The sequence below is a fragment of the Cupriavidus yeoncheonensis genome (assembly GCF_905397275.1).
Taxonomy (GTDB): domain Bacteria; phylum Pseudomonadota; class Gammaproteobacteria; order Burkholderiales; family Burkholderiaceae; genus Cupriavidus; species Cupriavidus yeoncheonensis.
The window spans coordinates 14934-38435 of sequence record NZ_CAJPUY010000002.1 but is presented as its reverse complement, the minus strand read 5'-3'; the positions used below and the strand labels follow the sequence as shown (position 1 = coordinate 38435).

General features: G+C 63.1%; 18 protein-coding genes. 7 read left to right on the top strand and 11 right to left on the bottom strand.

The annotated features are described in order from the left end of the window. Window positions 1–819 precede the first annotated feature (819 nt). Genes KHO22_RS02460 through KHO22_RS02450 form a run of 3 tightly spaced genes read left to right on the top strand, consistent with a single transcriptional unit; the run spans window position 820 to window position 4169 of the window. Entirely contained in the window at window positions 820–2895 is a 2076-nt protein-coding gene (locus KHO22_RS02460) for a DUF6311 domain-containing protein (protein ID WP_211945520.1), read from the top strand. A 3-nt stretch (window positions 2896–2898) separates the two neighbouring features. After that, complete coding sequence (locus KHO22_RS02455; protein WP_211945519.1) at window positions 2899–3825, top strand: glycosyltransferase family 2 protein; 927 nt, start codon at window positions 2899–2901, stop codon at window positions 3823–3825. Continuing rightward, window positions 3822–4169: a hypothetical protein gene (locus tag KHO22_RS02450; protein WP_211945518.1), complete on the top strand. Its 348-nt coding sequence runs from the start codon at window positions 3822–3824 to the stop codon at window positions 4167–4169. The genes KHO22_RS02455 and KHO22_RS02450 overlap by 4 nt, the downstream gene beginning before the upstream one ends. A 133-nt stretch (window positions 4170–4302) precedes the next feature. Here KHO22_RS02450 and KHO22_RS02445 read toward each other — a convergent pair whose 3' ends face one another. The 5 genes from KHO22_RS02445 to KHO22_RS02425 all read right to left on the bottom strand — a co-directional run bounded on the left by KHO22_RS02445 (window position 4303) and on the right by KHO22_RS02425 (window position 10525). Next, a complete protein-coding gene (locus tag KHO22_RS02445) occupies window positions 4303–5496 on the bottom strand; it encodes a glycosyltransferase family 4 protein (RefSeq protein WP_211945517.1) in 1194 nt (397 codons plus the stop codon). Window positions 5497–5718: 222 nt separating this feature from the next. After that, on the bottom strand, window positions 5719–6807 hold the full coding sequence (locus tag KHO22_RS02440; RefSeq protein WP_211945516.1) for a glycosyltransferase family 4 protein: 1089 nt from the start codon (window positions 6805–6807) through the stop codon (window positions 5719–5721). Continuing rightward, a complete protein-coding gene (locus tag KHO22_RS02435) occupies window positions 6804–8060 on the bottom strand; it encodes a lipopolysaccharide biosynthesis protein (protein ID WP_211945515.1) in 1257 nt (418 codons plus the stop codon). Before KHO22_RS02435 ends, KHO22_RS02440 begins: the two co-directional genes overlap by 4 nt. Continuing rightward, a complete protein-coding gene (locus KHO22_RS02430) occupies window positions 8053–9201 on the bottom strand; it encodes a glycosyltransferase (RefSeq protein WP_211945514.1) in 1149 nt (382 codons plus the stop codon). The genes KHO22_RS02435 and KHO22_RS02430 overlap by 8 nt, the downstream gene beginning before the upstream one ends. Window positions 9202–9238: 37 nt before the next feature. Beyond that, the gene (locus tag KHO22_RS02425; protein ID WP_211945513.1) at window positions 9239–10525 is read right to left on the bottom strand and encodes an exopolysaccharide biosynthesis polyprenyl glycosylphosphotransferase; all 1287 of its coding nucleotides are present in this window, start codon (window positions 10523–10525) and stop codon (window positions 9239–9241) included. A 298-nt stretch (window positions 10526–10823) separates the two neighbouring features. Here KHO22_RS02425 and KHO22_RS02420 point away from each other — a divergent pair, with 298 nt between their 5' ends. The 4 genes from KHO22_RS02420 (at window position 10824) to KHO22_RS02405 (ending at window position 15506) form a co-directional block, all read left to right on the top strand. Further along, the gene (locus tag KHO22_RS02420; RefSeq protein ID WP_211945512.1) at window positions 10824–12209 is read left to right on the top strand and encodes a phosphomannomutase/phosphoglucomutase; all 1386 of its coding nucleotides are present in this window, start codon (window positions 10824–10826) and stop codon (window positions 12207–12209) included. Next, on the top strand, window positions 12190–13287 hold the full coding sequence (gene waaC, locus KHO22_RS02415) for a lipopolysaccharide heptosyltransferase I (RefSeq protein WP_420839571.1): 1098 nt from the start codon (window positions 12190–12192) through the stop codon (window positions 13285–13287). The genes KHO22_RS02420 and waaC overlap by 20 nt, the downstream gene beginning before the upstream one ends. Further along, window positions 13287–14576: a lipid IV(A) 3-deoxy-D-manno-octulosonic acid transferase gene (gene waaA / locus KHO22_RS02410; RefSeq protein WP_211945511.1), complete on the top strand. Its 1290-nt coding sequence runs from the start codon at window positions 13287–13289 to the stop codon at window positions 14574–14576. Before waaC ends, waaA begins: the two co-directional genes overlap by 1 nt. Window positions 14577–14678: 102 nt before the next feature. After that, window positions 14679–15506 (top strand): META and DUF4377 domain-containing protein, encoded by an 828-nt coding sequence (locus KHO22_RS02405; protein ID WP_211945510.1) that lies wholly within the window; start codon window positions 14679–14681, stop codon window positions 15504–15506. A 57-nt stretch (window positions 15507–15563) separates the two neighbouring features. Here KHO22_RS02405 and KHO22_RS02400 read toward each other — a convergent pair whose 3' ends face one another. The 6 genes from KHO22_RS02400 to KHO22_RS02375 all read right to left on the bottom strand — a co-directional run bounded on the left by KHO22_RS02400 (window position 15564) and on the right by KHO22_RS02375 (window position 23423). Then, a complete protein-coding gene (locus KHO22_RS02400; protein ID WP_211945509.1) occupies window positions 15564–17057 on the bottom strand; it encodes a TolC family outer membrane protein in 1494 nt (497 codons plus the stop codon). A gap of 93 nt (window positions 17058–17150) precedes the next feature. Beyond that, window positions 17151–17474 (bottom strand): rhodanese-like domain-containing protein, encoded by a 324-nt coding sequence (locus tag KHO22_RS02395; protein ID WP_211945508.1) that lies wholly within the window; start codon window positions 17472–17474, stop codon window positions 17151–17153. A 13-nt stretch (window positions 17475–17487) separates the two neighbouring features. After that, complete coding sequence (locus tag KHO22_RS02390) at window positions 17488–18141, bottom strand: protein-L-isoaspartate O-methyltransferase family protein (RefSeq protein ID WP_211945507.1); 654 nt, start codon at window positions 18139–18141, stop codon at window positions 17488–17490. 117 nt (window positions 18142–18258) lie between these two features. After that, window positions 18259–21474, bottom strand: coding sequence for an efflux RND transporter permease subunit (locus KHO22_RS02385; protein WP_211945506.1), 3216 nt, complete (start codon window positions 21472–21474; stop codon window positions 18259–18261). Between the two features lie 12 nt (window positions 21475–21486). Further along, on the bottom strand, window positions 21487–22605 hold the full coding sequence (locus tag KHO22_RS02380; protein ID WP_211945505.1) for an efflux RND transporter periplasmic adaptor subunit: 1119 nt from the start codon (window positions 22603–22605) through the stop codon (window positions 21487–21489). Beyond that, window positions 22602–23423: a TetR/AcrR family transcriptional regulator gene (locus KHO22_RS02375; protein ID WP_211945504.1), complete on the bottom strand. Its 822-nt coding sequence runs from the start codon at window positions 23421–23423 to the stop codon at window positions 22602–22604. Before KHO22_RS02375 ends, KHO22_RS02380 begins: the two co-directional genes overlap by 4 nt. Window positions 23424–23502 lie beyond the last annotated feature (79 nt).

Here is a 23502-nt window from a genome sequence, read left to right as displayed (position 1 = left end):
TTTACTGCGGTTGTCGCGCTGGAGGGCTGTGCAATCTGTTTGAAGTGGTTCAAGGCGCGGGCCTGGAAGTGCCTCTTGCGGGAGTGTCATAGGCAAGTAGAGGGTGTGTGGATTTGGACGTCTTTGAGGAAAAGATAGCGTTCGATTGGACCCGTGGTGGGCCGTGCAATGCAGTCGCTGAGCACGGTCCCACATGGCATCCACCATCGGATCCCTGCACACCGTGCAGGGATCCGATGGTGGATGGGTGATTGGCGCTGGGTTCTCGCAGCTACAACGATATGATCGAGGGCGGGGTAAATTGCGGACATCCAATCGTCGTTAGTCTGCCGCATGGAAGCCTTGAGGGTCGCGTCACTGCACCAATTCTTGTGGATCGAATGACGCTTTCATGGCTGCCTCATATTCCTGCAAACGGTCAGTCCTTTTTTTTGGTCGCGATTGTCCACATTTGGGATCCAAGTCACCAGATGAGAGGCCAGGTCTTCCCCGCCATAGGGCGTTCCTTTGAAGAGCATTGGCATCGCTGTTTTGGTTACTGGGAAAGGGCTGAGCAGATGGGTATTTCCGGCAAGTGGGTCGTGATTACGGCGATGCGAGAGAGGCAGCTATAGGATTCGGCGACCTCTGCCGAGTGAAACTCGTGTGCATGTTGAGAAGAGGTGTTGGCTCAAGGCATACTATACGGTTCGACTAGGTCCTGGCACAGGGTGCTAGAGGGGGTCCTGGCACAGGGTGCTAGAGGGCGGCACGGCCGAGGGCTGATATGCTCGACCGGGTCTTAACGGCTAAAAGCATTGAAGTGGGAGGGGAGTGCTTGTGAGGCGTATCGCCAAAGCAATATTCGTGTTTGCCTGTCCAACTTGGGCAGCTGTGACAATGGCGGTTGCGGTAGCGTTGGCATACGTGACGTATATCTATCCATTGGATTTTTTCCGCGGAACGGGGGCCTACTTTGCCGATGGCGACGCCGCCCAGCACGTTAGCGGGTGGTTGTTCTACGCGCACGACAGTTGGCACTTTCCGCTGCTCCGCACGTCACGCTTAAACGCCCCGGACGGTGTGAGCATCGCGCTGACCGACAGTATTCCGCTGGTCGCCCTTTTTCTCAAGCCGCTGACCGCTTATCTACCACAGGGTTTCCAGTACATTGGGTTGTGGCACGGCGTTGCCTACTTATTACAGGCTCTGGCAGCCGCTGTACTGATACGCGTGCTCGGTTGTCGGACGCTCTTCGCTGCGGGCGTAGCCGCGGCATTCGCTGTTACCTGGCCAGCACTATCAAATCGCCTGGGACACACGTCTTTGATGACCCATGGCCTCATACTGTTCGCGCTGAGTGCCTACTTCGCAGGACGCTGGGATACAAGGAAGAGCAGGCTGGCAGGCGTAATCCTGATCGCTCTGAGCGCTATTGGGCTGGTGGTGCATCCATACCTGTTGGCAATGATTTATGCCATCTTCCTTGCCTACGTGCTTGATATGGGTGTCGCGGGGGAGGGCTGGCGTCTGCAAGGACTTCGCATTGCGACGTCGCTGGGTGTGCTAACGACACTGATGTACCTTCTCGGCTACGTCGGATCGGCTGGGGGGGCTGGAGGCTTTGACTATTTCTCAATGAATATGGCCTCCCCCTTCTGCGGAGGTCTACTCTTGCATTGCCAAATCGACGCTACGGGCGGACAAGCGGAGGGTTTTAATTATTTCGGCGCAGGAGGGCTTCTGGTCCTCGCTGCTGGCGCCTTGTCGGCAATACGCAATCCCCGTCCTGGTGCCGCCAGACACAGGTATCCGTTCCTGATCCTGATGGCAGGTACTTTGACCCTTTATGCCCTCTCGACTACATGGTATCTGGCTGGCGACAAGGTACTCAGCTATTCACTTCCTTCCGTATTCAAAATAGTGACCGGAACCTTTCGGGCGAGTGGTCGTTTTTTCTGGGTGGTTGGATACCTCTTGTTGTTTGTAGCGCTAGCCCAATTGTTGAAGAGCAAAGCTCGCCTGGTACCGGTCGCCGTACTTGCTGTGGCATTGGCAGTGCAATGGACCGACACTTCGGCAATCCGAAAGAACGTTATGGAGGCCGTTCATCGTCCAGCCCAAGAGGACCCTAAGCCATGGAATGCTATTCTCGCTGGCGCTCGGCATCTGATTATGTATCCGGCATTCGGTTGCGGCCACGGTGGTCCAGAACAATATCTGTACTTCCAGAACCTGGCGGCTCGCCAGGGCCTGACGTTCAATACGGGCTACATCGCACGCTTGCGTACGTCATGCGGCGTAGCGGGAGCCGGTCTGCCCGCCGAATTCGACGAAGATGCGGTCTTCATCATGCCCCAGAGCGAACTCCCATTCATCCGATTCGATCTCCCGCCGGCGCTCACATCAGCAGTTAAACGTGATGAATGCATGGTTGTTGATGGCATCTTCCTGTGTAGGCGCGGACTGAGGTGGGGAGAAGGGGCAATTCATTGGGGTGCGAAGGCCATCGACGGCTTGATGCTTGAAACGAAAGCGGAATATTCAGCCAATGAACTTCCTACAGTAGTGGGGCGCCGCAAAGACGAGCGCATTGTCAGCGAAATTAGCCGCCCTGGCATCCTGAACTACGGCCCCTACGTCGACCTTGCGCCAGGCACATACCGGGTATCGATCGAGTATTCGTGTTCGATGGCTACGGATGGTCAATGTGGCTCGTGGGATGTTGTCGCGGACGGTGCGAACAAGATGCGGAACATTTCTCAGGGGCTGCTGCGGGGTACAAATGGATCGAGTGTGAGTCTCAGTGCGGATTTCACATCGGATCGGTCCTTGCCGGCACTTGAGATTCGAAGCATGTATGACGGTAACGGCGTGATTGAGATCTACGGCGTCACCGTGGAGAGAAGGTCCTAATAAATGACAATGATTTCAGTAGTAGTGCCGTTGTACAACGAAGAGGCGATTGTGACGCGCAATTTGCAAATTATCGCGCGTGAAGCCGAATCAGAGAACCATACCCTGGAAGTCATTGCTGTCAATGATGGCTCGACGGATGGCACGTGGGCACAGATTTGTAGTGCCGCCGCCTCCGATAGTAGGATCAGGGGAGTCAACTTCACGCGCAATTTCGGCAAGGAGGCGGCAATTCTCGCCGGTTTAATGGAGGCGAGGGGGGATGCCGTAATTGTGATTGATGCTGATTTGCAGCATCCGCCAGCACTCATCCCGGAGATGATCGGTCTTTGGAAAAGCGGCTTCCCGGTGGTCGAGGCTGTCAAAGCGAGCCGAGGCAGAGAGGGGCTGGCTAGTGGCCTCTTTGCCAGGGCTTTCTATACACTATTCCACCGCTTGTCGGAACTCGATATCGCTGGCCACTCTGACTTCAAGTTGCTTGATCGGGCTGTAGTACAGACATATATAAACTTGCCTGAGCGTAATAGGTTTTTCCGTGGCCTGATTCATTGGGCAGGATTCAGGAGTGCTCATATCCCCTTCGAGGTCGCCGAGCGTGACGTTGGTGGATCTAAATGGAACAAGTTGAAGTTGCTGAAGTATGCCGTCAACAACATCACCATGTTCTCTAGTTTTCCCCTCAAGTCCATTACCTGGCTTGGCGCGCTGATGTTCATACTAGGTGGCATTGTCGGGGCGATGAGCTTGATTCAGAAAGCTGAAGGTAGCGCGCTCGATGGTTTTACGACGGTCAATCTCCTGATCATCATGACGAGCAGCATACTGATGGTGAGTCTCGGTATTATTGGTCATTACTTGAGTCGGATTTACGATGAAATAAAGGGGCGCCCGCCTTTTGTTCGCGTTTCTCACGAAAAGGATGTTCGATGATGAACGCTCCATTGCTGGCCCTCGTATCGGTGCTGTGCAACGTGGGTGCACAGGTGATGATCAAAGTGGCGGGGCGGCACGGCGTGGGTAGCGAAGGCCTGGCGTCCTGGCTATCGCCATGGCTGCTCCTTGCAATTGCCCTCTACGGATCGAGCTTTTTGCTTACCGTGAAGGTGTTCGCCGTAAATCCGCTCTCCATGGCGGCTCCATTAATGGCGGGCGCAACATTTCTGCTGGTGGCGGTTGCAAGCACAGTCGTGTTCGGCGAAAGCATCTCCCTTGGGAGAGCATTCGGTATATTCCTGATTACCGGTGGAATCTTTGTCCTCGCAAGAAGCGTGTAGAAACGGATGCATTTCAGGCGCGGACTGCGCCGTCCGCGGCTATGGGAGGGGACGGACCGAATGAAGATCGCTCCAGAAGCGCGTGGCAAGTTTTATCCCGCTCGGGCAAGGACGGGGAAAGGGTCCAAGAGTTCTAGCGACCAGGCCAGTAGGCCTTGAGAAGCATGAACTGGTTAATTGTCTGAAGGTAGATATCAACAATCTGAGCTTCGCCGAACCGGGCTGCAACATCCTGCCGCCCGGCCTTGCCCATCTCCCGCAGCGTTTCATCGTCGCTATTGCACAGCTCCAGCAGAGTTGCCGTCAGCTCATCAGAGTTGCGCGCCCGACAAAGCCTACCAGTTACACCATCACGCACCACATCACGGCATCCGGGTACGTCTGTGGCCACTATTGGCTTCTCCATCGAAGCTGCTTCGAGCAGCGTGCGCGGCACGCCTTCGCGGTAGGACGGCAAGACGACGCAATCTGCTTGGGCAATGGCGCCTCTGACATCCGGTGCGGTGCCAAGGTATTCAATGAGCCCTTCGTTCTGCCAGGCTAGGAGCTGTGCGCGTGAAATCGCGCTGGGATTCGCGACGTCGGCGGGCCCCAACAATTGGAACCGGACATGGGGATGGTCAGCGCGGATGCGGCGTGCTGCTTCGACGTATTCGCCAACGCCTTTGTCCCATAGCATTCGCGCAATCAAGAGAAATCGAAAGGTGCCGTCTTCGTTGGGCGGTCGCTGACCTGGGGCGTAGTAGTCAAGATCGATCCCCTCGCTGGGGAGTACAAAGGTCTGTTGTTCCCTGACAAGGTTACGTATCAGGAATTCGCGCCGGTCGTCCTCGTTGAGGAACCACACCTGGCGGGTCGAGCGCAGGGCGACTCGGTAGAGCGCCCGCCCGATACGGGCCACGAGATTGTCATTGATGAAGACGAAGCCAAGCCCAGTGGTTACTGCAATACAGGGAATGCCGGCTAGTCGGGCTGCCAGCGAACCATAGATATTGGGCTTGATTGTGTACTGGAATATGCAATCGGGCCTTTGCTGCCTGTACAGCCGCGCCAATTGGCTGAAGCACTTCCAGTCAGCCAGGGGATTGGCGCTCTTTGCGGACAGGGTCAGGGGGTGAAATTCGCAGCCTAGCGCTTGGAGCGAATCGGAGGCGCGGTCCGGCGGAGCAATAATGCTGACCTTGGCGCCACGGGCAAGCAAAGCGCGTATAACGCCGCTACGGTACTGTTGGATGGACCAGCACGAGTTCGCTACGAATGCAACATGAGTGCCGTCCAGTCGCCGTTCGTCCGACCGCGCAGCCGTTGCTTCCTGGCCGCCCAGCATAATCGGGGCTGGGCGTTCGTAAGTACTATTTCGCATCCTTCGCAGTCTATTTTGACGGTCAATCCACTGCATGAACAGTCAGTCGCGTAGTTCTGCATCCCTGCCTGCGCGCCTCATCAGGGATTACGCTGGGCCGGGCGGATTTTAGCAGAACCCCATGAATACGCTGGCGTTGCCGTTGCTTCACTTTCAATGGCGCATCCGAACCAATTCCGGCATATCTCAGGCGTTAGGAGCTAGTAACAGTCGCTCCCAGCTTTCGAGGACCAGGTCTGGCATATAGCGACGCACCGTGGCGGCTCCGCCCCGCGCAATTTGCTGACGCAGGGCATCATCAGCAACAAGTTGCATAATTCGCCCGGCCAATGCCTCACTGTCGTTCACTGGAGCAAGCAGTGCATTTTTGCCGTCTTGCAGAATCTCGCGTGGCCCGGTTTCACAATCTGTCGATACAACTGGCAGGCCAAAGGCCATGGCCTCGATCAGGACCATGCCAAAGCCTTCAAAACGTGAACTCAGGCAGAAGATATCCGCATCGCTGTACTCGTTCGTAATTTGGCTGGTTGCGCCAGGCAGTGTCACCGAATCGCTCAGTTCGAGCTGATCACGAAGCCGTTCCAACTCAGCCCGGCATTCCCCTTCACCCACAATGCGCAGCTTCCAGCCGGGGTAGGCCATTGCCACCTGTTTCCAGGCGCGCAACAAGACGTCAAAACCTTTTGCCTCGGTCAGGCGGCCTACCGCCAGCACGGTTCTTGAGTGAGGCATCGGGCTTGACTCAGGTGGCTTGAAGGGGAGGGGATTGGAGATGACTTCGACTGGATTTGCGGGATTCAGGCACGCATGCCAGCGTGCACGGTCTCGCGCAGTCAGTACCACCACTCGCTCGAAAAATCGCGCCGCCAGCCGTCGTGCAAGGCGCCGGCTGCGCCGTCCCAAGTCCTGGTCAAAATTGCAGTGTTCCCATGCGATCTGCCGCACTGGCAAACGGAAACAGGCGGGTAGCGTGAAGAGAGTCAGCATGGTGTCCACACTGATCAGGATATCAATTTGATGGTCGGCCACATAACGCCGGATCCCAAGCACCGTCTCGATATACCTTGACTTGAACGACGGCCGTTTGGAGTGGAGGGCATCAAGTCGGATGGAGGAATCGAGGGTGTACTGGGTGTTCTGGCTCCAGAGACAGAGTATTCGCACTTGCCAGCCACGGCGTGCGAGTCCGTTGGCAATGACTGCGGTAACCCGCTCGGCGCCAGCAAGTGCATCCAGTGTGCCGGTCAGGAAGCAGATTGTCGGACGCGGGTTCATGCGGTTCGCGGCGAAGCGGCGGGCTCGCCGCGGTACAGTAGCAGTAAGCCAAGGCCTGCCGCTACTGCCAGCGCGTTGCCAGTGATATACCCGAAGACGGCACCCTGTGCGCCAAAGCGCGGAATGGTGGCCAGGTCGACAGCCGCTGTGACAACCAGCACGAGCAGGCATTTGGCGGCCAGCCAGCCTGGCTTGCGCAGGTGGATGGCAAACAGGGATAGGCCTACATCAGCGAAGAGCAGGCCGCTTGCAAGGGCGCCCTGCCGAAGCAGAGTCACCGTGGCATCGAAGCGGCCGCCATAGAGGAGATGCACAATCCACGGCGCGCTGACGGCAATGATTGCGCCACCAGTTGCGCCTATTGCTGCCATGCCGCCCGCGACTCGCGCCACGTTGCGACGTGCCGTGGCCAGCGTCGGTTGCGCATAAATCGCAAGTGGCGCGACGGAACTGGCAATAATCGTGGCAAGTAGCGCAAAGTTGTCCAGGACTTGCATGCAGGCGGCGTACGCCCCAAGGTCCGGCAACGGCACACGAGGTTTAAGCAAGAGTTGATCGATGCGTCTTGCACTGAACATGAGCATCATGCCGATCCAGAATACCGAGCCACTTCGTACCAGACTGGCAACTAGCGCCCGGTCCGCCGATGCCGGCAGGCGCGGACGGCGTTGCAGGTAGTGGCGGGCCAGCAGGGCAGCCAGCAGGGCGGATTCGAACACAAAGGCCCACGCATATTCTTGAACGGCGTGCGTTTGTAAAAGGTAGAGGGAGCTAATCAACGCTCCTTTCAGCATCAACGCCAGCAAGCTGAAGGTAACACCCGCGCGATTATCCGTATGGGCCTGCATCCAGGCATTGACTACGCCGAACGGCTCACGCAGCAAGATGGACAGCCCGAGGATCGCGGCGATGTGCACTGTGATGGCATCCTGACCGGTGAGCACGATTGCCAGGAGGAGCAGCAGGTAGCCTGCCATGGCGGCTACTGCCCGTAGTCCGAACACATGCGCCAGAAGATGGTATTGCGCGGCGGGTGACGAGCTGGCGACCAGGCGCGGCACAACCACCTCGCTGCCACAAATGAGCCCGATGGATGAGGCAATGAGGACAAGGGACTGCGCGTACTGGAAGTGGGCGAAACCTTCCGGGCCTACGCCACGCGCGATCAATGCAACAGTAACGATACCGATCGTGACCTGAAGGGCGCGCTCACCAAGCAGCCAGACCACGTTGCGCGCGATCTGTCTACGCATGCCCAGCCCCCTGGCAGGACACATCGCCTGGGCTGCGGCCCCCAGCGCCAGACAGATCTTGATAAAACTGAATCCATTGCATTGCGACGTGGGGCAGGCCGTAGGTGGCTACGACGTGTGCCCGTCCCGACGCGACATCCTGGCGCTCGCGCAGGGCCATACGCATCGCTGTGGCGAGTTCGCCAATATTGGCTGGCGCTACGATGGTGCCAGACGCTGCGAGCAGGGATCGTATGCCTGATACGTCGGTCGCAACGACGGCAGTCTCGCAAGCCAATGCCTCGGCAACGACAAGAGGCAGCCCTTCCAGCACGGAAGAGAGCACGAAGACATCGCTGGCGTTCATGAGTTCGGGCACGTTGGAGCAGGGGCCGAGCAGCCTGACCACATGAGACAGGCCCAGCGCGGCGGCATGGCTGGACAGTGCTTCCCTGAGGGGGCCATCGCCGGCTATCAGCAGATGCGTGTTGGCGGCGACCTGCGGGTCACGGCGCAACACAGCAAATGCCTCGATCAGGTGTTGTTGCGCTTTTTCCGGGACGAGCCGCCCGACGTTCAACAGGATTCTACTGTCCGGGCCCAAGCCGAGCGCTCGTCGCGTTTGTATGCGGGCATTGGGATCAGGCCGAAAGCGATCCGTGTCGATTCCATTTGGCATGACACGGATGCGGTCTGCAGTCGTCGCGTGGACGTCCAGCATGTACTGCCGGCCTTCTGCGCTGACATGCGTGGTCAGCGCGCACCATCGGTCCGTCAGTCGATACGCAAGCATACGAAGCCAGCCACCCTCACGCAGGCTGTGCGCCGTACAAACCACCGGAATGCGATTGCCCGTGGATCGCTGGGCGCGCATCAGTCGCGCAAAGATATTGGCGTGAAACATATGCGCGTGAACAATATCCGGACACCAGTCTTCGACCCATTTTCGTACAGCGCGCAACGTGAAAAGGAATTGCAGTGGAGCCTTGCGCAGGTCGACACGGAACAGCGTTACGCCAGGTGGTAGCTCAATCTCTTGCGCGAGGGTAAGACTTACCACGGCTACGTTATGCCCGAGTGCGGTGAACTGGCTGGCCAGATCTGCGACCTGGCGCTCTGCCCCGCCAAGCTTGAGCCCGGTGGTCAGCAACAGAATACGCATCAGGTTGTGAGGCGGCAGCCAGGTGAGCCGGATCGCATCAACGTGCCCCGTAACCCGTGAGGAGGGTACGTATGGTCTTGGAAGCAATCAGCAAATCCAGCGCCATCGAGCAGTGCTTGACGTAGTAAAGGTCATAGCTGAGCTTGGTGATCGTCTCTTCGTGGCTGGCAGCGTACCCTTGCTGGACCTGGGCCCAACCTGATAATCCGGGGCGCACGAGATGGCGGTACGGATAGTATGGGATCGTTTCCGAGAAGGAGTCCACCAGCGATGCCTGTTCCGGGCGGGGGCCAATCAGGCTCATCTGTCCAACGAATACGTTCCAGAGTTGCGGGATTTCGTCGAGTCGGTACTTGCGGATAAAGCGTCCAACCCGCGTAATACGAGGATCCCGGTGCGCGGCAAACTGGGCTTCAACATCGGGTACATCCGCCATGCTTCGGAACTTGAACATGGTGAACACCTTGCCATAAAGGCCTACCCGTTCCTGGCGGAAGATCGCCGGTCCGCTGGACTCCAAACGGATGGCGGCTGCGACGATTAGTCCCACGGGAATGGCAATCGGTGCCAGTATCAGGACTGCCGCGATATCGCTTATTCGCTTGAGCGGGGCATAGATGAAGTTCTGGGCATGGTCATCCAGGAAGTTCTCATCTATGTTCGACAGAGCCAGGCGTCCGGTAAGGAGTTCGGCGATCCGCTCCACCGAATAAACGTGAACGTGGCTAAGCTTGAACCGGGCAAGCGCACGGGTACGTTCCGGGTCAACGGTTGCGCTACGGTCCATCATGAGCCCATCGCAGTTGACGGCTTCGGGCAAAGTGACTATATGGCGAAATTCTGCGTGTGAGCTTTGCGCCGCACCTGGCATGTCTAGCAGTGTATTGAGGTGCGCGAGCGACTGTGGGTCGCTATAGCCAAAGGTGGGAACGTATTGACTGACAAACCGCTTGTAGCCACTCCAGAGCCACAACAATGTGATCAGCATGCATACGAGCATTGCCCCGCGTGAATAGTCGATGCGAAATGTCGCGCAGACGGCAAGCAGCAGGGCGAAGGGTAGGAGCGTTGCAGGCGCCACCATATTGTTCCCCTCAAGCGGGGGCATATGCATGGTGCGGTCCAGCAAGCGGTAAGCGACGGCATAGGGGATCACCGACATGCCAATGGTATTCAGGAAAACCTGCGTTACCAGTCCGTGTCGCCGCGCCTCATGCCCTGCCAAGGCAGCCAACCCGTAGAACAGCAGGCCAAGCCCGGTCCATGCGAGCATGCGGCTGCGGCGGCGGATGGTTTCAGATGACGTTCGCGTTGGCAGCTTCATTTTATGACGCGGGAGCCGCGCCAATGTATGACCAGCCGGTTCTAGGGGGCGCTGCATACAGAACAGTCGGGGCTTGTCGGTTCAAGGCGCTGTGCGCGGTTGAGATTTTCGTCGGTTCTGCAGGCCCAACCGGGTACGCAGGCGGGATTAGCCTTGGCAACGGGCATACGGCCATTAGAAGGGGATGGGGGCGCATTATAAACCGCCTGTCCCTCAGTTCTGGAACATAAATCCGGCACAATAGCGACTGAGTTGACTATCAATTGCGGCGAATAAGGCCGCCAATACGGAACTAAGTATGGTAATCGATCCTTCCATCTTCAAAGCCTATGACATCCGCGGCATCGTCGGAAAGTCGCTGACCCGCGGCGTGGCCCGCCTGATCGGCCTGTCATTCGGTTCCGCGGCGGCCGAAGCCGGCGAGAAGGCCGTGGTGGTCGGCCGCGACGGCCGGCTCTCTGGCCCGGACCTGATCGGCGGCTTGGTCGACGGCCTGCGCGCTGCCGGCATGGACGTGATTGACCTCGGCATGGTCGCCACGCCGATGGTCTACTTCGGTACGAATATCGAGTTGGATGGCGTAAAAGCCACTTCCGGCATCATGGTCACCGGCAGCCACAACCCCCCGGACTACAACGGCTTCAAGATGGTCCTGGCCGGCAAGGCGATCTATGGCGACCAGATCCAGGCCCTGCGCCAGCGTATCGAGTCCGGCAACTTCACCAGCGGCGCAGGCGATTACCGCCAATATGATGTGCGTCAGCAGTACCTCGACCGCATCACCAGCGACGTGAAACTGGCTCGCCCGATGAAGATCGCTCTTGACGCTGGCAACGGCGTGGCGGGCGCCTTCGTGGGCGACCTGTTCCGCGGCCTGGGCTGCGAGGTGACCGAGCTTTTCTGCGACGTGGATGGCAATTTCCCCAACCACCACCCCGATCCCGCCCACGTGGAAAACCTGCAGGACCTGATGAAGTCTCTGCGGGAAACTGATTGCGAACTGGGTCTGGCTTTCGACGGTGACGGCGACCGCCTGGGAGTGGTGACCAAGGACGGTCAGGTGATTTTCCCGGACCGCCAGCTGATGCTGTTCGCCGAGGAGATCCTTGGCCGCAACCCGGGCGCGCAGATCATCTACGACATCAAGTGCACCGGCAAGCTGGCCCCGTGGATCCGCCAGCACGGCGGCGAGCCGCTGATGTGGAAGACCGGCCACTCGCTGGTCAAGGCCAAGCTGAAGGAAACCGGCGCACCGATCGCCGGCGAGATGAGCGGCCACGTGTTCTTCAAGGACCGCTGGTACGGTTTTGATGATGGCCTGTACACCGGCGCGCGCCTGCTTGAGATCCTGTCGCGCCATCCCGACCCGAGCGCCGTGCTGAACGCGCTGCCCAACGCCAACAACACGCCGGAGCTGCAGCTCAAGTGCGCGGAAGGCGAGCCGTTCACGCTGCTCGACAAGATCAAGGCCAACGCCAAGTTCGACGGCGCGCGCGAGGTGATCACCATCGACGGCGTGCGCGTGGAGTATCCCGACGGGTTTGGCCTGGCACGTCCGTCCAACACCACCCCCGTTGTGGTGATGCGGTTCGAGGCCGACAACGACGCGGCGCTGGCCCGCATCCAGGCTGAATTCAAGCGTGTGATCCTGGCCGAAAAGCCTGATGCCAAGCTCCCGTTCTGAGCAGATGCGCGAGGCGATGGCCGCTCCGGCGGTACCGCACGCCGTGACGCAGGCGGTGCCGTTCGCGTTGCCGGCCAATCCGCGCATCCTGGTGGTCAAGGTCTCGTCTCTCGGCGATGTCGTCCACAACATGCCGCTGATCCATGATCTGCGCGCGCGCTGGCCTGGCGCGCAGATCGACTGGGTGGTGGAAGAGGGCTATGTCGACCTCGTGCGCCTGCTGCCCGACGTTGCGCGCGTGATCCCGTTTGCGCTGCGGCGCTGGCGCAAGCGCTTCTGGCAACCGGCCATCTGGCATGAGATCGGCGAGGTCCGCGATGCGCTGCGCGCGCAGCGCTACGACGCCGTGGTCGAAAGCCAAGGGCTTCTGAAAACCGCCGTGGTTGCTCGTGTGGCAGCGCGGGCTGCCAGTGCGCCGATCGTCGGTCTTGGCAACCGCACGCAAGGTTCCGGCTACGAGCCTGCCGCGCGCCTGCTGTACACCGCCCCTGTCCGCGTTCCGCGCCAGGCGCATTCGGTGCGCCGCTCGCGCCTGCTTGGCGCCGCACTGACCGGCATGGCGCCGGCCGAGCCGCCGAGGTTCTTCGGCGAGTCGGCGCGATCGCTCCACGTCGATGACCCGCTCTGGGCGCAGTTGCCGGCGCGCTATGCGGCGTGCTTCCATGCCACCGCCGGCGCCAAGAAGAAATGGCAGTTGGCCAACTGGCACGCGCTCGGTCAACGGCTGCGGGCCGATGGCCTGGCCATGCTGCTGCCCTGGGGCAACGAGGCAGAGCGCCGCGCGGCCCAGGAGATCGCAGCCGGTGTGCCTGGTGCGCAGGTTCTGCCGCGCTTCTCCGTGATGCAGGGCTTCGGGCTGATCAATCGCGCCGAGGTGGTCATTGGCGTGGACACCGGGCTGGTCCATATTGCCGCGGCGCTGTGCCGTCCGACCGTGGAAATCTATACCGCCACCTGGCGCTGGAAGACCGAGGGGTACTGGTCCGACCGGATCGCCAACGTGGGCGATGACGGGGTTGTGCCCACGGTCGATGAAGTCTGGCAGGCGGCCTGCCGCGTACGCGGGGCAGGGGCCTGATGTTGCGCGTCCTCTACAGCTTGCTATGGGTCGTCATCCTGCCGCTGGCGTTGTTGCGGCTGGTCTGGCGCGGGCGCAAGGAGCCGGGCTATGTGCGCAACATCGGCGAACGTCTCGGGGCCTACGGGCACCTGCCCGCGCAAGGCCCATGGTTGTGGGTGCATGCGGTTTCCGTAGGCGAGACGCGCGCGGCCCAGCCGCTCGTCGAGGCATTGCTGGCGGCCTATCCGACGCACCGGCTGCTGCTCACGCATATGACGCCGACCGGCCGGCAGACCGGCGCGCAATTGTTCGGCAAGGAGCCGCGCGTGCTCCAGTGCTACCTGCCTTATGACTTGCCGTGGCTCGTGCGCCGGTTCCTGCGGTATTTCCGGCCGGCCGCGGGCATGCTGATGGAAACCGAGGTCTGGCCCAACGTTGTGCATGGCGCGCGCCGGGCCGGCGTGCCGCTGTTCCTCGTCAATGCACGCCTGTCGCCGCGCAGCTTCCGCCGTACGGCGCGTTTCGGCCGCGCCGCGTCGGCGATGTATGCGGACTTTGCCGGCGTCCTGGCGCAGACCAGCGGCGATGCCGAGCGTTTCCAGGCCCTGGGCCTCGAAGCGGTCCAGATCACCGGCAACCTCAAGTTCGACATGCAGCCGGCACCGGCCGGTATCGAGCGCGGCCATCGCCTGCGCCAGGCGTTTGGCGGCCGTGCCGTGCTGGCGGCGGCGAGCACGCGGGAAGGTGAGGAACCGTTTCTGCTGGATGCGCTCTCGCGCTGGCCTCAGCTTTGCGGCGACACGCCAAGGCCGGCCTTGCTGCTGGTGCCGCGCCATCCGCAACGCTTTGACGAAGTCGCGGCCATGGCGGAACGCGCGGGCTTCTCGGTCCAGCGCCGCAGTGCGATGGATGTCGACAAACTGGCCGCACCGATCACCGCGGACATCGTGCTCGGCGATTCGATGGGCGAGATGGCCATGTACTTCGCCGCTTCGGACCTGGCCTTCGTGGGCGGCAGCCTGCTGCCGCTGGGCGGACAAAACCTGATCGAGTCCTGCGCCGTGGGCACGCCGGTGCTGGTCGGCCCGCATACCTTCAACTTCGCGCAGGCGACGGAAGACGCCATCGCGGCCGGTGCATGCCGGCGCGTGGCGAATGCCGAAGAGTTGATGCAGGCCGCGGCCCGCTTGCTCGCGGATGCCACCGCGCTGGCAGAGATGCGCGCGCATGCACGCACGTTCGCGGGTGTGCACCGTGGGGCAACGGTGCGGACGCTGGCGGCGCTGGCACCCGCGCTGGGTGCCTGAGCGGAACGGGAATTCGCGGCAAGGCCCGGGCTCTAAGGGGCATTAACCTGGCGCGCCAGTCAGTGGACTGCCTGGCTCGCCTCATGACAGGAGCCAAGACCCATGCAGACATTGACCCGTGATACCTGCCGCCGGATTGCCCGGCGCGGGGCAGCCGCGGCCATACTGGCAGGCGCCCTGGGCGCGTGCGCGACCGGGGCGGCGCCTGACTCCACCGGCGCCACCACCGCCCTCAACCAGACCCAATCCTCCGGCCCCAGCCGCTGGGAACTGGTGCGCTGGCAACAGCCCGACGGCAGGCTGCGCGATATCCCGCATGGCGACAACGGCCAGCCCATCATCTTCGAGTTCAGCGCCGGCATCGACGCCGCCCAGGGCACGGTCAGCGGCACGAGCGGATGCAACCGTTTCACCGGCAGCTACGGCAAGACCGATACCGGCATCCGCTTCGACCGCGTCGCCGGTACGCGCATGGCCTGCCCGCCGCCGCGCATGGAGCTGGAGTCGGCTTTGCTCCAGGCCATGCAGACCCCGTTCCTGACGGTTGGCTCGCAGCCGACGTCAGGTTCCACGGGCCGCCAGATCATCTGGAAGACCGCCAGCGAGGACCTGCTGCAGTTCGTCGAGCGTGAGGGCGTCGGCCAGCGCGGCGCGCGCATCGATGCCGCGGGCAGCGTTGAAAAGATCGTCTATATCGATTCCCAGCGCGTGGAATGCAGCGGCGTGGGCCGCATGACCTGCTACCGCTGGCGCGAGTCGCCGGATGCGCCGTGGCAGCTCTGGTACGGGCCGATCGAGGGACTGGACTTCGAGCAGGGTGTGTCGTACAAGCTGCGTGTGCGCGAGTACAAGGTGCCCAACCCGCCTGCGGATGCCGCTTCGATCCGCTGGCAATTGCTCAGCGTGGAGTCGCGCACGCGCGCGAACTAGGGCCGGCGCACAGAACGGGCCGCATTGCGGCCCGTTCTGTGCTGTCCATCGTGTCCGTCAGGAGCGGGGCGTCCCGCTTGCCAGCGCTTCACGCCGGCCCCCGCGGCGACTGGCCGCCGTGGGCGCGGGCGATGCCACCGCGCCTACTTTGGCCTTCTGCGGCAACTGGTACATGGCCCCCGGCGCCGACGTCAGCAGCGTGTTGATCTGAACGATATCGTCTTCCTTCAGCGCGCCCGTCGAGGCCTTCAGCCGCAGGCCGTTCATGATCGTGTCATAGCGGGCCTTGGCCAGGTTGGCGCGTGTCTGGAAGAGCTGCGCCTCGGCATTCAGCACATCGATGTTGATGCGCACGCCCACTTCGTATCCAAGCTGGTTCGATTCCACGGCGCTCTGCGCTGAACGCTCCGCCGCTTCCAGCGCCTTGACCTGCGCCAGGCCATTGGAGACTCCCGAATAGCTCTGGCGCGCGCCCTGCGCGGCAGTGCGGCGTGCGAACTCCAGGTCGCTGGCGGCCTTGTCGGCCAGCGCTATGGTTTCACGCACGCGCGACTGGATCTGGCCACCCGCGAAGATCGGCATGCTCAGCTGTACACCGATCTGCGAGGCGGTGTAGTGCGTGGACACTGTCTGCGTGGCGCTGCCGGTCTGGTTGGTGAAACCGTAAGAGGCCACCAGGTCCACTGACGGCAGGTGCGCGGCGCGTGCTTTGTTGGTTTCGCGCTGGGCGGTTTCCAGGTTGTAGTTGGCCAGGCCCACCTGCAGGTTGCTGGCCTCGGCCTGGGCCGCCCAGGCGTTGGAGTCGGCCGGCATCGGAGCGGGCAACTCGGCCTCGGGTCGCAGCCCGAGCAGCTCGTCCACGGGCTTGCCGGTGATCTGCTGCAGGTTGGCGCGGGCAACTTCCAGCGCGCTCTGTGCGGCGATTTCGGTCGACGTGGCCAGGTCGTAGCGGGCCTGGGCGTCGTTGGCGTCGGTGATGGTGGCGGTGCCCACCTCGAAATTGCGCTTGGCCTGCGCGAGCTGCTCGCCGATGGCCTTCTTCTGCGCGCCGGCCAGGTAGAGGTTGTCCTGGGCCGTGAGCACGTCGAAATAAGCCTGCGAGGACCGGGTGATCAGGTCGAGCTGCGCCTGCTGGAACGTGACTTCGCCAGCCATGGCGGCCAGCTCGCCCTGCTTGTAGGTTTCCCAGCGGTCCCAGCGGAACAGCGGCTGGCTCAGTTGCAGGGCCCAGCTGTTGTTGTCGAAGAAGCGCACGCCCGAGGCGCTGACCAGGCCCTGCGCGACTGAAGCGGTCTGGTCCAGCCGGGTACGGTTGGCGCCGGCCGTGCCGGTGACCAGCGGCAGCAGGCCGGCCCGGCCCTGCGGCAGCTTCTCGCGCGTGGCCAGCAACTGGGAGCGCGCACTGGCGAACTGGGCGTCATTGGACTGGGCATCGCGGTAGACCTGCAGCAGGTCGGCAGCCGAGGCCGCCGGCATTTGCAGCAGCGCATACAAGGACAGCGCTACAGCCAGCCGCATCCTGCCGGTCGCGGCGAAAGGCGCAAACGTCATCACATCTCCAGGTTGCCGGCACAGGCGCGGCCAACGGTCGTTTCTTCTTCGGGTTTGACTTCGCGGGCCGGCCGGCAAGCCAGAGCCGGCCTCTCAGTACTTCGGCATGGCCGGATCCACTTGGCTCGCCCAGGCGTCGACGCCGCCGGTGAGGTTGTAGACCCTGGCATAGCCTTGGCGTTCGAGATACGCGGCTACCTGCATGCTGCGCATGCCGTGGTGGCAGATGCAGACGATGTCCGCGTCCTCGTCGAGTTCGGCGGCGCGTGCCGGAATGTCGCGCATGGGGATGTGGGTGATGCCGGGCATGGCGCAGGTCTGCACCTCCCACGGCTCACGCACATCGAGCAGGACCGGCCTGGCGCGGCTGGCGTCGGCCAGCCACTGGGCCAGTTCGGTAGCTTGGATGACCTGCATGGCGGCTGTGTCCTCAGAAACGGAACTGCGACGGCTGGGCTGCGCCGATCAGCGGCTTGACCGCGGTCTCGAACAGGTTCACCACCTGGTATTCGGTTTCGGACAGGCGCGTGACCAGGCGGGCTTCCATGACCGGCAGCGCGCCGACAAACGCGGCGATGCGGCCGCCCACCTTGACCTGCGACAGGATCGACTGCGGGATGGCCGGCAGCGAGCCGGAGATGCAGATCACGTCGTACGGGGCCGCGGCGGTCCAGCCGTCGGCGGCGTTGCCTTCGGCCACGTCGGCATTGGTGACACCTGCGTCGGCCAGGTTCTGGCGGGCCAGGGCCACGAGTTCCGGCATGATGTCCACGGTCAGCACATGGCGCGCGCGGTTGGCCAGCAGCGCGGCCATGTAGCCGGAGCCGGCGCCGATTTCCAGCACGTTCTCATGCTTGCGCACGGCCAGTTCCTGCAGGATGCGGGCTTCCACGCGCGGCGGCAGCATGTTCTGGCCGCCCGGCAGCGGAATCTCCATGTCGACAAAGGCCAGGCCCTTGTAGGCCGCGGGAACGAATTCCTCGCGCTTGACCACTGCCAGCAGGTCGAGGATTTCCTGGTCCAGCACATCCCATGGGCGGATTTGCTGTTCGATCATGTTGAAGCGGGCTTTTTCGAGATCCATCTTGCCATTCCTTACCAATGCCAACCGCTATGTGGGTGCTTGTGTCCGGGCCGCGCGGTGCCACGGCCGGGCAGTCTTGTCAAACCCAGTATTTTAACCCTCCGTGCGCCGTCCGGCTCATTCGGCGCTCCGATGTTGTGCCGCTCCTCCTGCGTCGGCCCCGGCGGGAGAACTGGCCGCCACTGCCGGCTTGCCCTGCCAGCGTCGCCGCAGCCACGCCGCGAAATCATCAAGGTACGTATAGATCACGGGCACGACCACGAGCGTCAGGATCGACGAGGTGATGATGCCGCCGATCACCGTCTGGCCCATCGGCGCGCGCTGCTCGGCGCCTTCGCCCAGGCTGAAGGCCAGCGGCACCATGCCGAAGATCATGGCCAGCGTGGTCATCAGGATCGGGCGCAGCCGCACGCGCGCGGCTTCGATCAGCGCGGCCTCGCGCGAGAGCGGCGCCTGGCCGTCGGCGCCGTCCACGTGCCCGCGCCGGGCCTGGTTGGCAAAGTCCACCAGCAGGATCGCGTTCTTGGTGACCAGCCCCATCAGCATGATGAAGCCGATGATCGAGAACATGTTCAGCGTCGAGCGGAACAGCAGCAGTGCCGCGAACACGCCGATCAGCGTGAGCGGCAGCGAGGTCATGATGGCGATCGGCTGGAAGAAGCTGGCGAACTGCGACGCCAGGATCATGTAGATGAAGATCACGGCCAGCGCCAGCGCGGACACCGCGTAGCCGAAGGACTCGTTCATCGACTTGGTCGAGCCACCAAAGCGGTACTTGTAGCCGGCCGGCCAGGTCATGCCGTCAAGCGCGGCCTTGACGTCGCGCGCGACTTCGCCTGCCGAGCGCCCGGCGGTGTTGGCGGTCAACTCGACTTCGCGGTTCAGGTCGCGGCGGCTGATCTGGTTGGCGCCCGTGGTCGGCACCAGGTCGGCCACCTGCCGCAGCGCCACCATCTTCGGCGTGCCGTCGGGGTTGGTCTGGTTGCTGGCGATCATCAACGCGGTCAGGTCGGCCAGGCCGGTGCGCGCGTCGCGCGGCAGCCGCACGCGCACGTCGTAGTTCTGGTCATCCGGTGCACGCCATGAGCTGATGGCATCGCCCGCGAGCAGCGGCCGCAGCGCATTGCCGACCTGGGCGACGCCCACGCCCAGGTCCGACGCCAGTTCGCGGCGGATACGCACCTCGACGGTGGGCCGGTCGTCCTTCATGCTCGAATCCAGGTCCGCCAGGCCGCGGATGGACCGCATGCGGCGGCTGGCCTCCTGCGACAGCCGCCGCAGTTCGTTGAGGTCATCGCCCTGGATCGACACCTGGACCGCCTTCTGGCCGCCGGCGCCGTCGGGCATGCCGACCATGGTCAGCGTGATGCCGGCAATTCCGCTCAGGCGCTCGCGGATCTTCGGGTTGAGCTGCACGGTGGACAGCTTGCGCGCGCGGCGCTCCACCAGCCGCACCGACACCAGTGCGTTGTTGCGCCCGGACGTATTGCCGGAATTGATCGTCGCGTAGGTATAGGCGACTTCGGGGAAAGACTTGAGCGCGGCTTCCACCTGGCGCACCTTGGCCTCGGTGACTTCCATCGACGTACCGACCGGCGTGGTGAAGCCGACCTGCGTTTCGCCAAGGTCGGCCGCGGGCACGAATTCCGTGCCGATCAGCGGCACCAGCGCAAAGCTGCCGAAGAACGTGACGATCGCGATCAGCGTAGTGGCCAGCCGGTGCCTGAGCGCCCAGCCCAGCATGCCGGCATAGCCATGGCCCAGTGCGTCCATGCGCGCCGAGAACCAGTCGAGCAGCCGGCCCACGGTGCGGCCGTACCAGCTGGTCTTGTTGCCGGTGCCGTGCAGGTCGGGGTCGTGCCAGACCGAGGACAGCATCGGGTCCAGCGTGAACGACACGAACATCGAGATCAGCACGGCCGCCACCACGGTGATGCCGAACTGGTGGAAGAAGCGCCCGATGATGCCGCCCATGAACCCCACTGGCAGGAACACCGCGACGATCGAGAACGTCGTGGCCAGCACCGCCAGCCCGATCTCGGCGGTGCCATCGAGCGCCGACGTGCGGTGGTCCTTGCCCATCAGGTTGTGGCGCACGATGTTCTCGCGCACCACGATGGCATCGTCGATCAGCAGGCCCACGCACAGCGACAGCGCCATCAGCGTGATCACGTTGAGCGTGAAGCCGCACAGGTACATCACGCCGAAGGTGCCGATCAGCGCGATCGGCAGCGTCAGGCCCGTGATGACCGTGCTGCGCCACGAGCCCAGGAACAGGAAGACGATCGCCACGGTCAGCAGCGCGCCTTCGAGCAGCGTGGAGCGTACTTCCTTCACGCTGCTGCGGATGCCGCGTGCGGTGTCGTTGACCACGGTAAGCTGCACGCCCGCGGGCACCAGCTTGCGCACTTCATCGGCCATGCGTACCAGGCCGTCGACGGTATCGACCGTGTTCTGGCCCTGGGCCTTGACCACGGAGAGGAAGAGGGCGCGCTTGCCGTCGAGCAGCGCGAGGCTTTCCTGTTCTTCCTGGCCATCGCGCACGTCGGCGATCTCGCCCAGCGTGACCGGCTGGCCCGCGCGGCGCGCGACGATGATGTGGCGGAAGGCATCGGGCGTCGGCACGCGGCCCTTGATCTGCACCACGGTCTCGGTCGAGGACGAGCGCAGCTCGCCGGCCGGCAGCTCCTGGTTCTCGCTGCGGATGGCGTTCATCACCTGGTCGATGCCGATGCCGAGCGCTTCGAGCTGCGCCGGGCGGATGCGGATCTCGACCTCGCGCTTGGTGCCGCCGACGATGTTGATCGCGCCCACGCCGCGCACGGTCTCGAGCCGCTTGCGCACGATCTGGTCGGCAATGGTCGTCAGCTCGCGCTGGCTGCGCTGGGCGCCCGGCGCGTTCGAGACCGAGAGGTAGAAGATCGGTGCGTCGGTCGGGTCGTAGCGCAGTACACGCGGCTCTTCGACCTCGTCGCGAAGCTGCGGGCGGATCAGCGCCAGCTTGTCGCGCACGTCCTGCGCGGCCTGGCCAACGTCGACGCTCAGGTCGAACTTGACGACGACGACGGAGGTGCCCTGGTAGGAGTGCGAGAAGATCTCGTCGATGCCCGAGATCGTGTTGACGATCTCCTCGACCTTGCGCGTGACGTCGGACTCGACCGATTCCGGTGCGGCGCCCGGGTATTCGGTCTGCACCACCACCACCGGAAAGGTGATGTCGGGGAACTGGTCCACCGGCAAGCGCTGGTAAGAGAACAGGCCCACCACGATGAAGGCCAGCATCATCATGGTGGCCAGCACCGGGTTCTGGATCGACAGGCGGGTGAACCACATGGCGCGTCGTCCTCAGGCTTTCACGCGGCGCACCTGGCTGCCGCTGCGCAGCGTGCCCAGGTTGTTGCGCACGATCTCGGTGCCGGCGACCAGCCCCGAGGTGATCTCGACCAGGCCGCTGCCGTCGTCGCGCACGCCAGTCTGCACGGCGCGTTCGGCCAGCAGGCCGTTCTCGACCACATAGACAAAGGCGCGGTCGCCGTCGCTGCGTACGGCCGAGGCCGGCACCGACACCACGCCGCTGCGCTCGCCGAGCACTAGCGCGCCGCGCGCGAACATGCCGGCGCGCAGCTTGCCGTCGCCGTTCTGCACGCGCACGTACACCATGATGCTGCGCGTGCCCTGGCTCACGGCCGGGTTGATGCGCACGAGCGCGCCGGTGAACTGCCCGGCGCCTTCCACGTTCAGTTGCACCGACTGGCCCACCGACGCGCGCGCCACGTCGGCCATCGGCACGGGTGCTTCCAGTTCCAGCACGCGCAGGTCGACCACGTCGATCAGGCGCGTGTCGGGCGATACCTTTTCACCGGGCTGCACGGCGCGCGCGGCAACCATGCCATCGAGCGGGGCCTTGACCACGGTGTCGTTGAGCGCTTTCTGCGCGACGGCCAGCCCGCCCTGGGCGGCGTCCAGGTTGGCGCGCGCCACGTCAAGGTTGGATTGGTAGTTGTCGAACGCGGTCTTCGAGATAAAGCCCTTGCCGACCAGTTCGCGGTTGCGCTCCCAGGTCTGGCGCGAGTTCTCGAACTGGCCGCGCGCCGCCAGCATCTGGCCGCGAGCCTGGGCGACCTTGGCCTCGTACTCGGTCGGGTCGATGCGTACGATGACCTGTCCCGCGCGCACGGCCTCGCCCTCGCGCACGAGCACCTGCTGCACCTCGCCCGAGACCTTGGCCTTGACCGAGGCCTGGTTCAGCGCGCGCAGACTGCCCGACAGCGGCAGCGCGACCCGCAGGTCATGCGTGCCCGCCTGCACCAGGTCGGACTGCAGGAACTCCACCACGGAGGGCGCCGCGGCCTGCGCCGATGCATGTGCCTGGCGCGCACTGCCGGCCTTGCGTACGGCGGCGGTGGCGCTGAGTACGGCCACCGCGCCCAGCACGGCGATCAGGATCTTCTTGTTTCGCTTCATGTCTTGTCTTGTTGTGCGGCGCCAGGGGTTGCCATCGTGTCCGGCTCGTCGGTGCGCTGCGCCAGCCGCTGGGCTTGCATCTCGTCTCGGAGCTTTTCCCAGACGTAGGGGCCGGACTTCGGCGGCAGCGGGCGGTCGCGGGTCTCACCAGTCGTCAGGCCGAACAGCAGCATCTCGAGCAGGTTGTCGAGATAGGCATCGGGGTCGATTTCCTTGTGCGCATAGAGGCCGAACGCACGCTGCCAGAGCATCAGGAACACCAGCGGCGCGCAGACCAGCGTGGTGGCGGGGTTGGAGGGCAGGGCGCGGAACTCGCCGCGCTCCACGCCGCGCGCCAGCACGCGTGCGAACAGTTCGTCGCCAGGCACCATCACCTCTTCCTGGTAGAAGCGTGCGATGTCCGGGAAATTGCCCGATTCCGCCATGATCAGCTTGGTCAGGCCCGCCACCGGCGTGGCGCCGATCAGTCCCCACCAGCCACGCAGCAGTTCGCGCAGCAACTCCGGCGTCGAGCCCTCGAACCGGTCGACCAGGTCGGTGCCCCGCGCCAGCGCCGGCACCAGGTTCTCGCGCACCACGGTCTTGAACAGCTCTTCCTTGTTGGCAAAGTAGAGGTACACCGTCCCCTTGGAGACCCCGGCGGCTGCCGCCACGTCTTCCAGTCGCGTGGCGGCATAGCCGCGCTCGACGAACAAGTCGAGCGCGGCGCTGACCAGTTCCTGCGGGCGCGCGGCCTTGCGCCGGCTCCAGCGCGGTGCTTCGGCGTCGTTGGGGTGAGCGGGGCGGTTGGTCACGGGGGACTTCCTGGGGGTTGCCATGGATGAAGCAGCAGCAGCGCAAATATTAATAACTTGTGGGTCAGTAATGTAGGGCGGCTCTGCAGCGGGGGTCAACCCG

Excerpts from the sequence above, each read along its gene's own strand:
- waaA (WP_211945511.1), top strand. The coding sequence starts at position 13,287 with ATGTTGCGCGTCCTCTACAGCTTGCTATGGGTCGTCATCCTGCCGCTG.
- KHO22_RS02400 (WP_211945509.1), bottom strand. The coding sequence starts at position 17,057 with ATGACGTTTGCGCCTTTCGCCGCGACCGGCAGGATGCGGCTGGCTGTA.
- KHO22_RS02425 (WP_211945513.1), bottom strand. The coding sequence starts at position 10,525 with ATGAAGCTGCCAACGCGAACGTCATCTGAAACCATCCGCCGCCGCAGC.
- KHO22_RS02430 (WP_211945514.1), bottom strand. The coding sequence starts at position 9,201 with ATGCGTATTCTGTTGCTGACCACCGGGCTCAAGCTTGGCGGGGCAGAG.
- KHO22_RS02420 (WP_211945512.1), top strand. The coding sequence starts at position 10,824 with ATGGTAATCGATCCTTCCATCTTCAAAGCCTATGACATCCGCGGCATC.
- waaC (WP_420839571.1), top strand. The coding sequence starts at position 12,190 with ATGCCAAGCTCCCGTTCTGAGCAGATGCGCGAGGCGATGGCCGCTCCG.
- KHO22_RS02455 (WP_211945519.1), top strand. The coding sequence starts at position 2,899 with ATGACAATGATTTCAGTAGTAGTGCCGTTGTACAACGAAGAGGCGATT.
- KHO22_RS02385 (WP_211945506.1), bottom strand. The coding sequence starts at position 21,474 with ATGTGGTTCACCCGCCTGTCGATCCAGAACCCGGTGCTGGCCACCATG.
- KHO22_RS02380 (WP_211945505.1), bottom strand. The coding sequence starts at position 22,605 with ATGAAGCGAAACAAGAAGATCCTGATCGCCGTGCTGGGCGCGGTGGCC.
- KHO22_RS02435 (WP_211945515.1), bottom strand. The coding sequence starts at position 8,060 with ATGCGTAGACAGATCGCGCGCAACGTGGTCTGGCTGCTTGGTGAGCGC.
- KHO22_RS02390 (WP_211945507.1), bottom strand. The coding sequence starts at position 18,141 with ATGGATCTCGAAAAAGCCCGCTTCAACATGATCGAACAGCAAATCCGC.
- KHO22_RS02405 (WP_211945510.1), top strand. The coding sequence starts at position 14,679 with ATGCAGACATTGACCCGTGATACCTGCCGCCGGATTGCCCGGCGCGGG.
- KHO22_RS02375 (WP_211945504.1), bottom strand. The coding sequence starts at position 23,423 with ATGGCAACCCCCAGGAAGTCCCCCGTGACCAACCGCCCCGCTCACCCC.
- KHO22_RS02440 (WP_211945516.1), bottom strand. The coding sequence starts at position 6,807 with ATGAACCCGCGTCCGACAATCTGCTTCCTGACCGGCACACTGGATGCA.
- KHO22_RS02445 (WP_211945517.1), bottom strand. The coding sequence starts at position 5,496 with ATGCTGGGCGGCCAGGAAGCAACGGCTGCGCGGTCGGACGAACGGCGA.
- KHO22_RS02395 (WP_211945508.1), bottom strand. The coding sequence starts at position 17,474 with ATGCAGGTCATCCAAGCTACCGAACTGGCCCAGTGGCTGGCCGACGCC.
- KHO22_RS02450 (WP_211945518.1), top strand. The coding sequence starts at position 3,822 with ATGATGAACGCTCCATTGCTGGCCCTCGTATCGGTGCTGTGCAACGTG.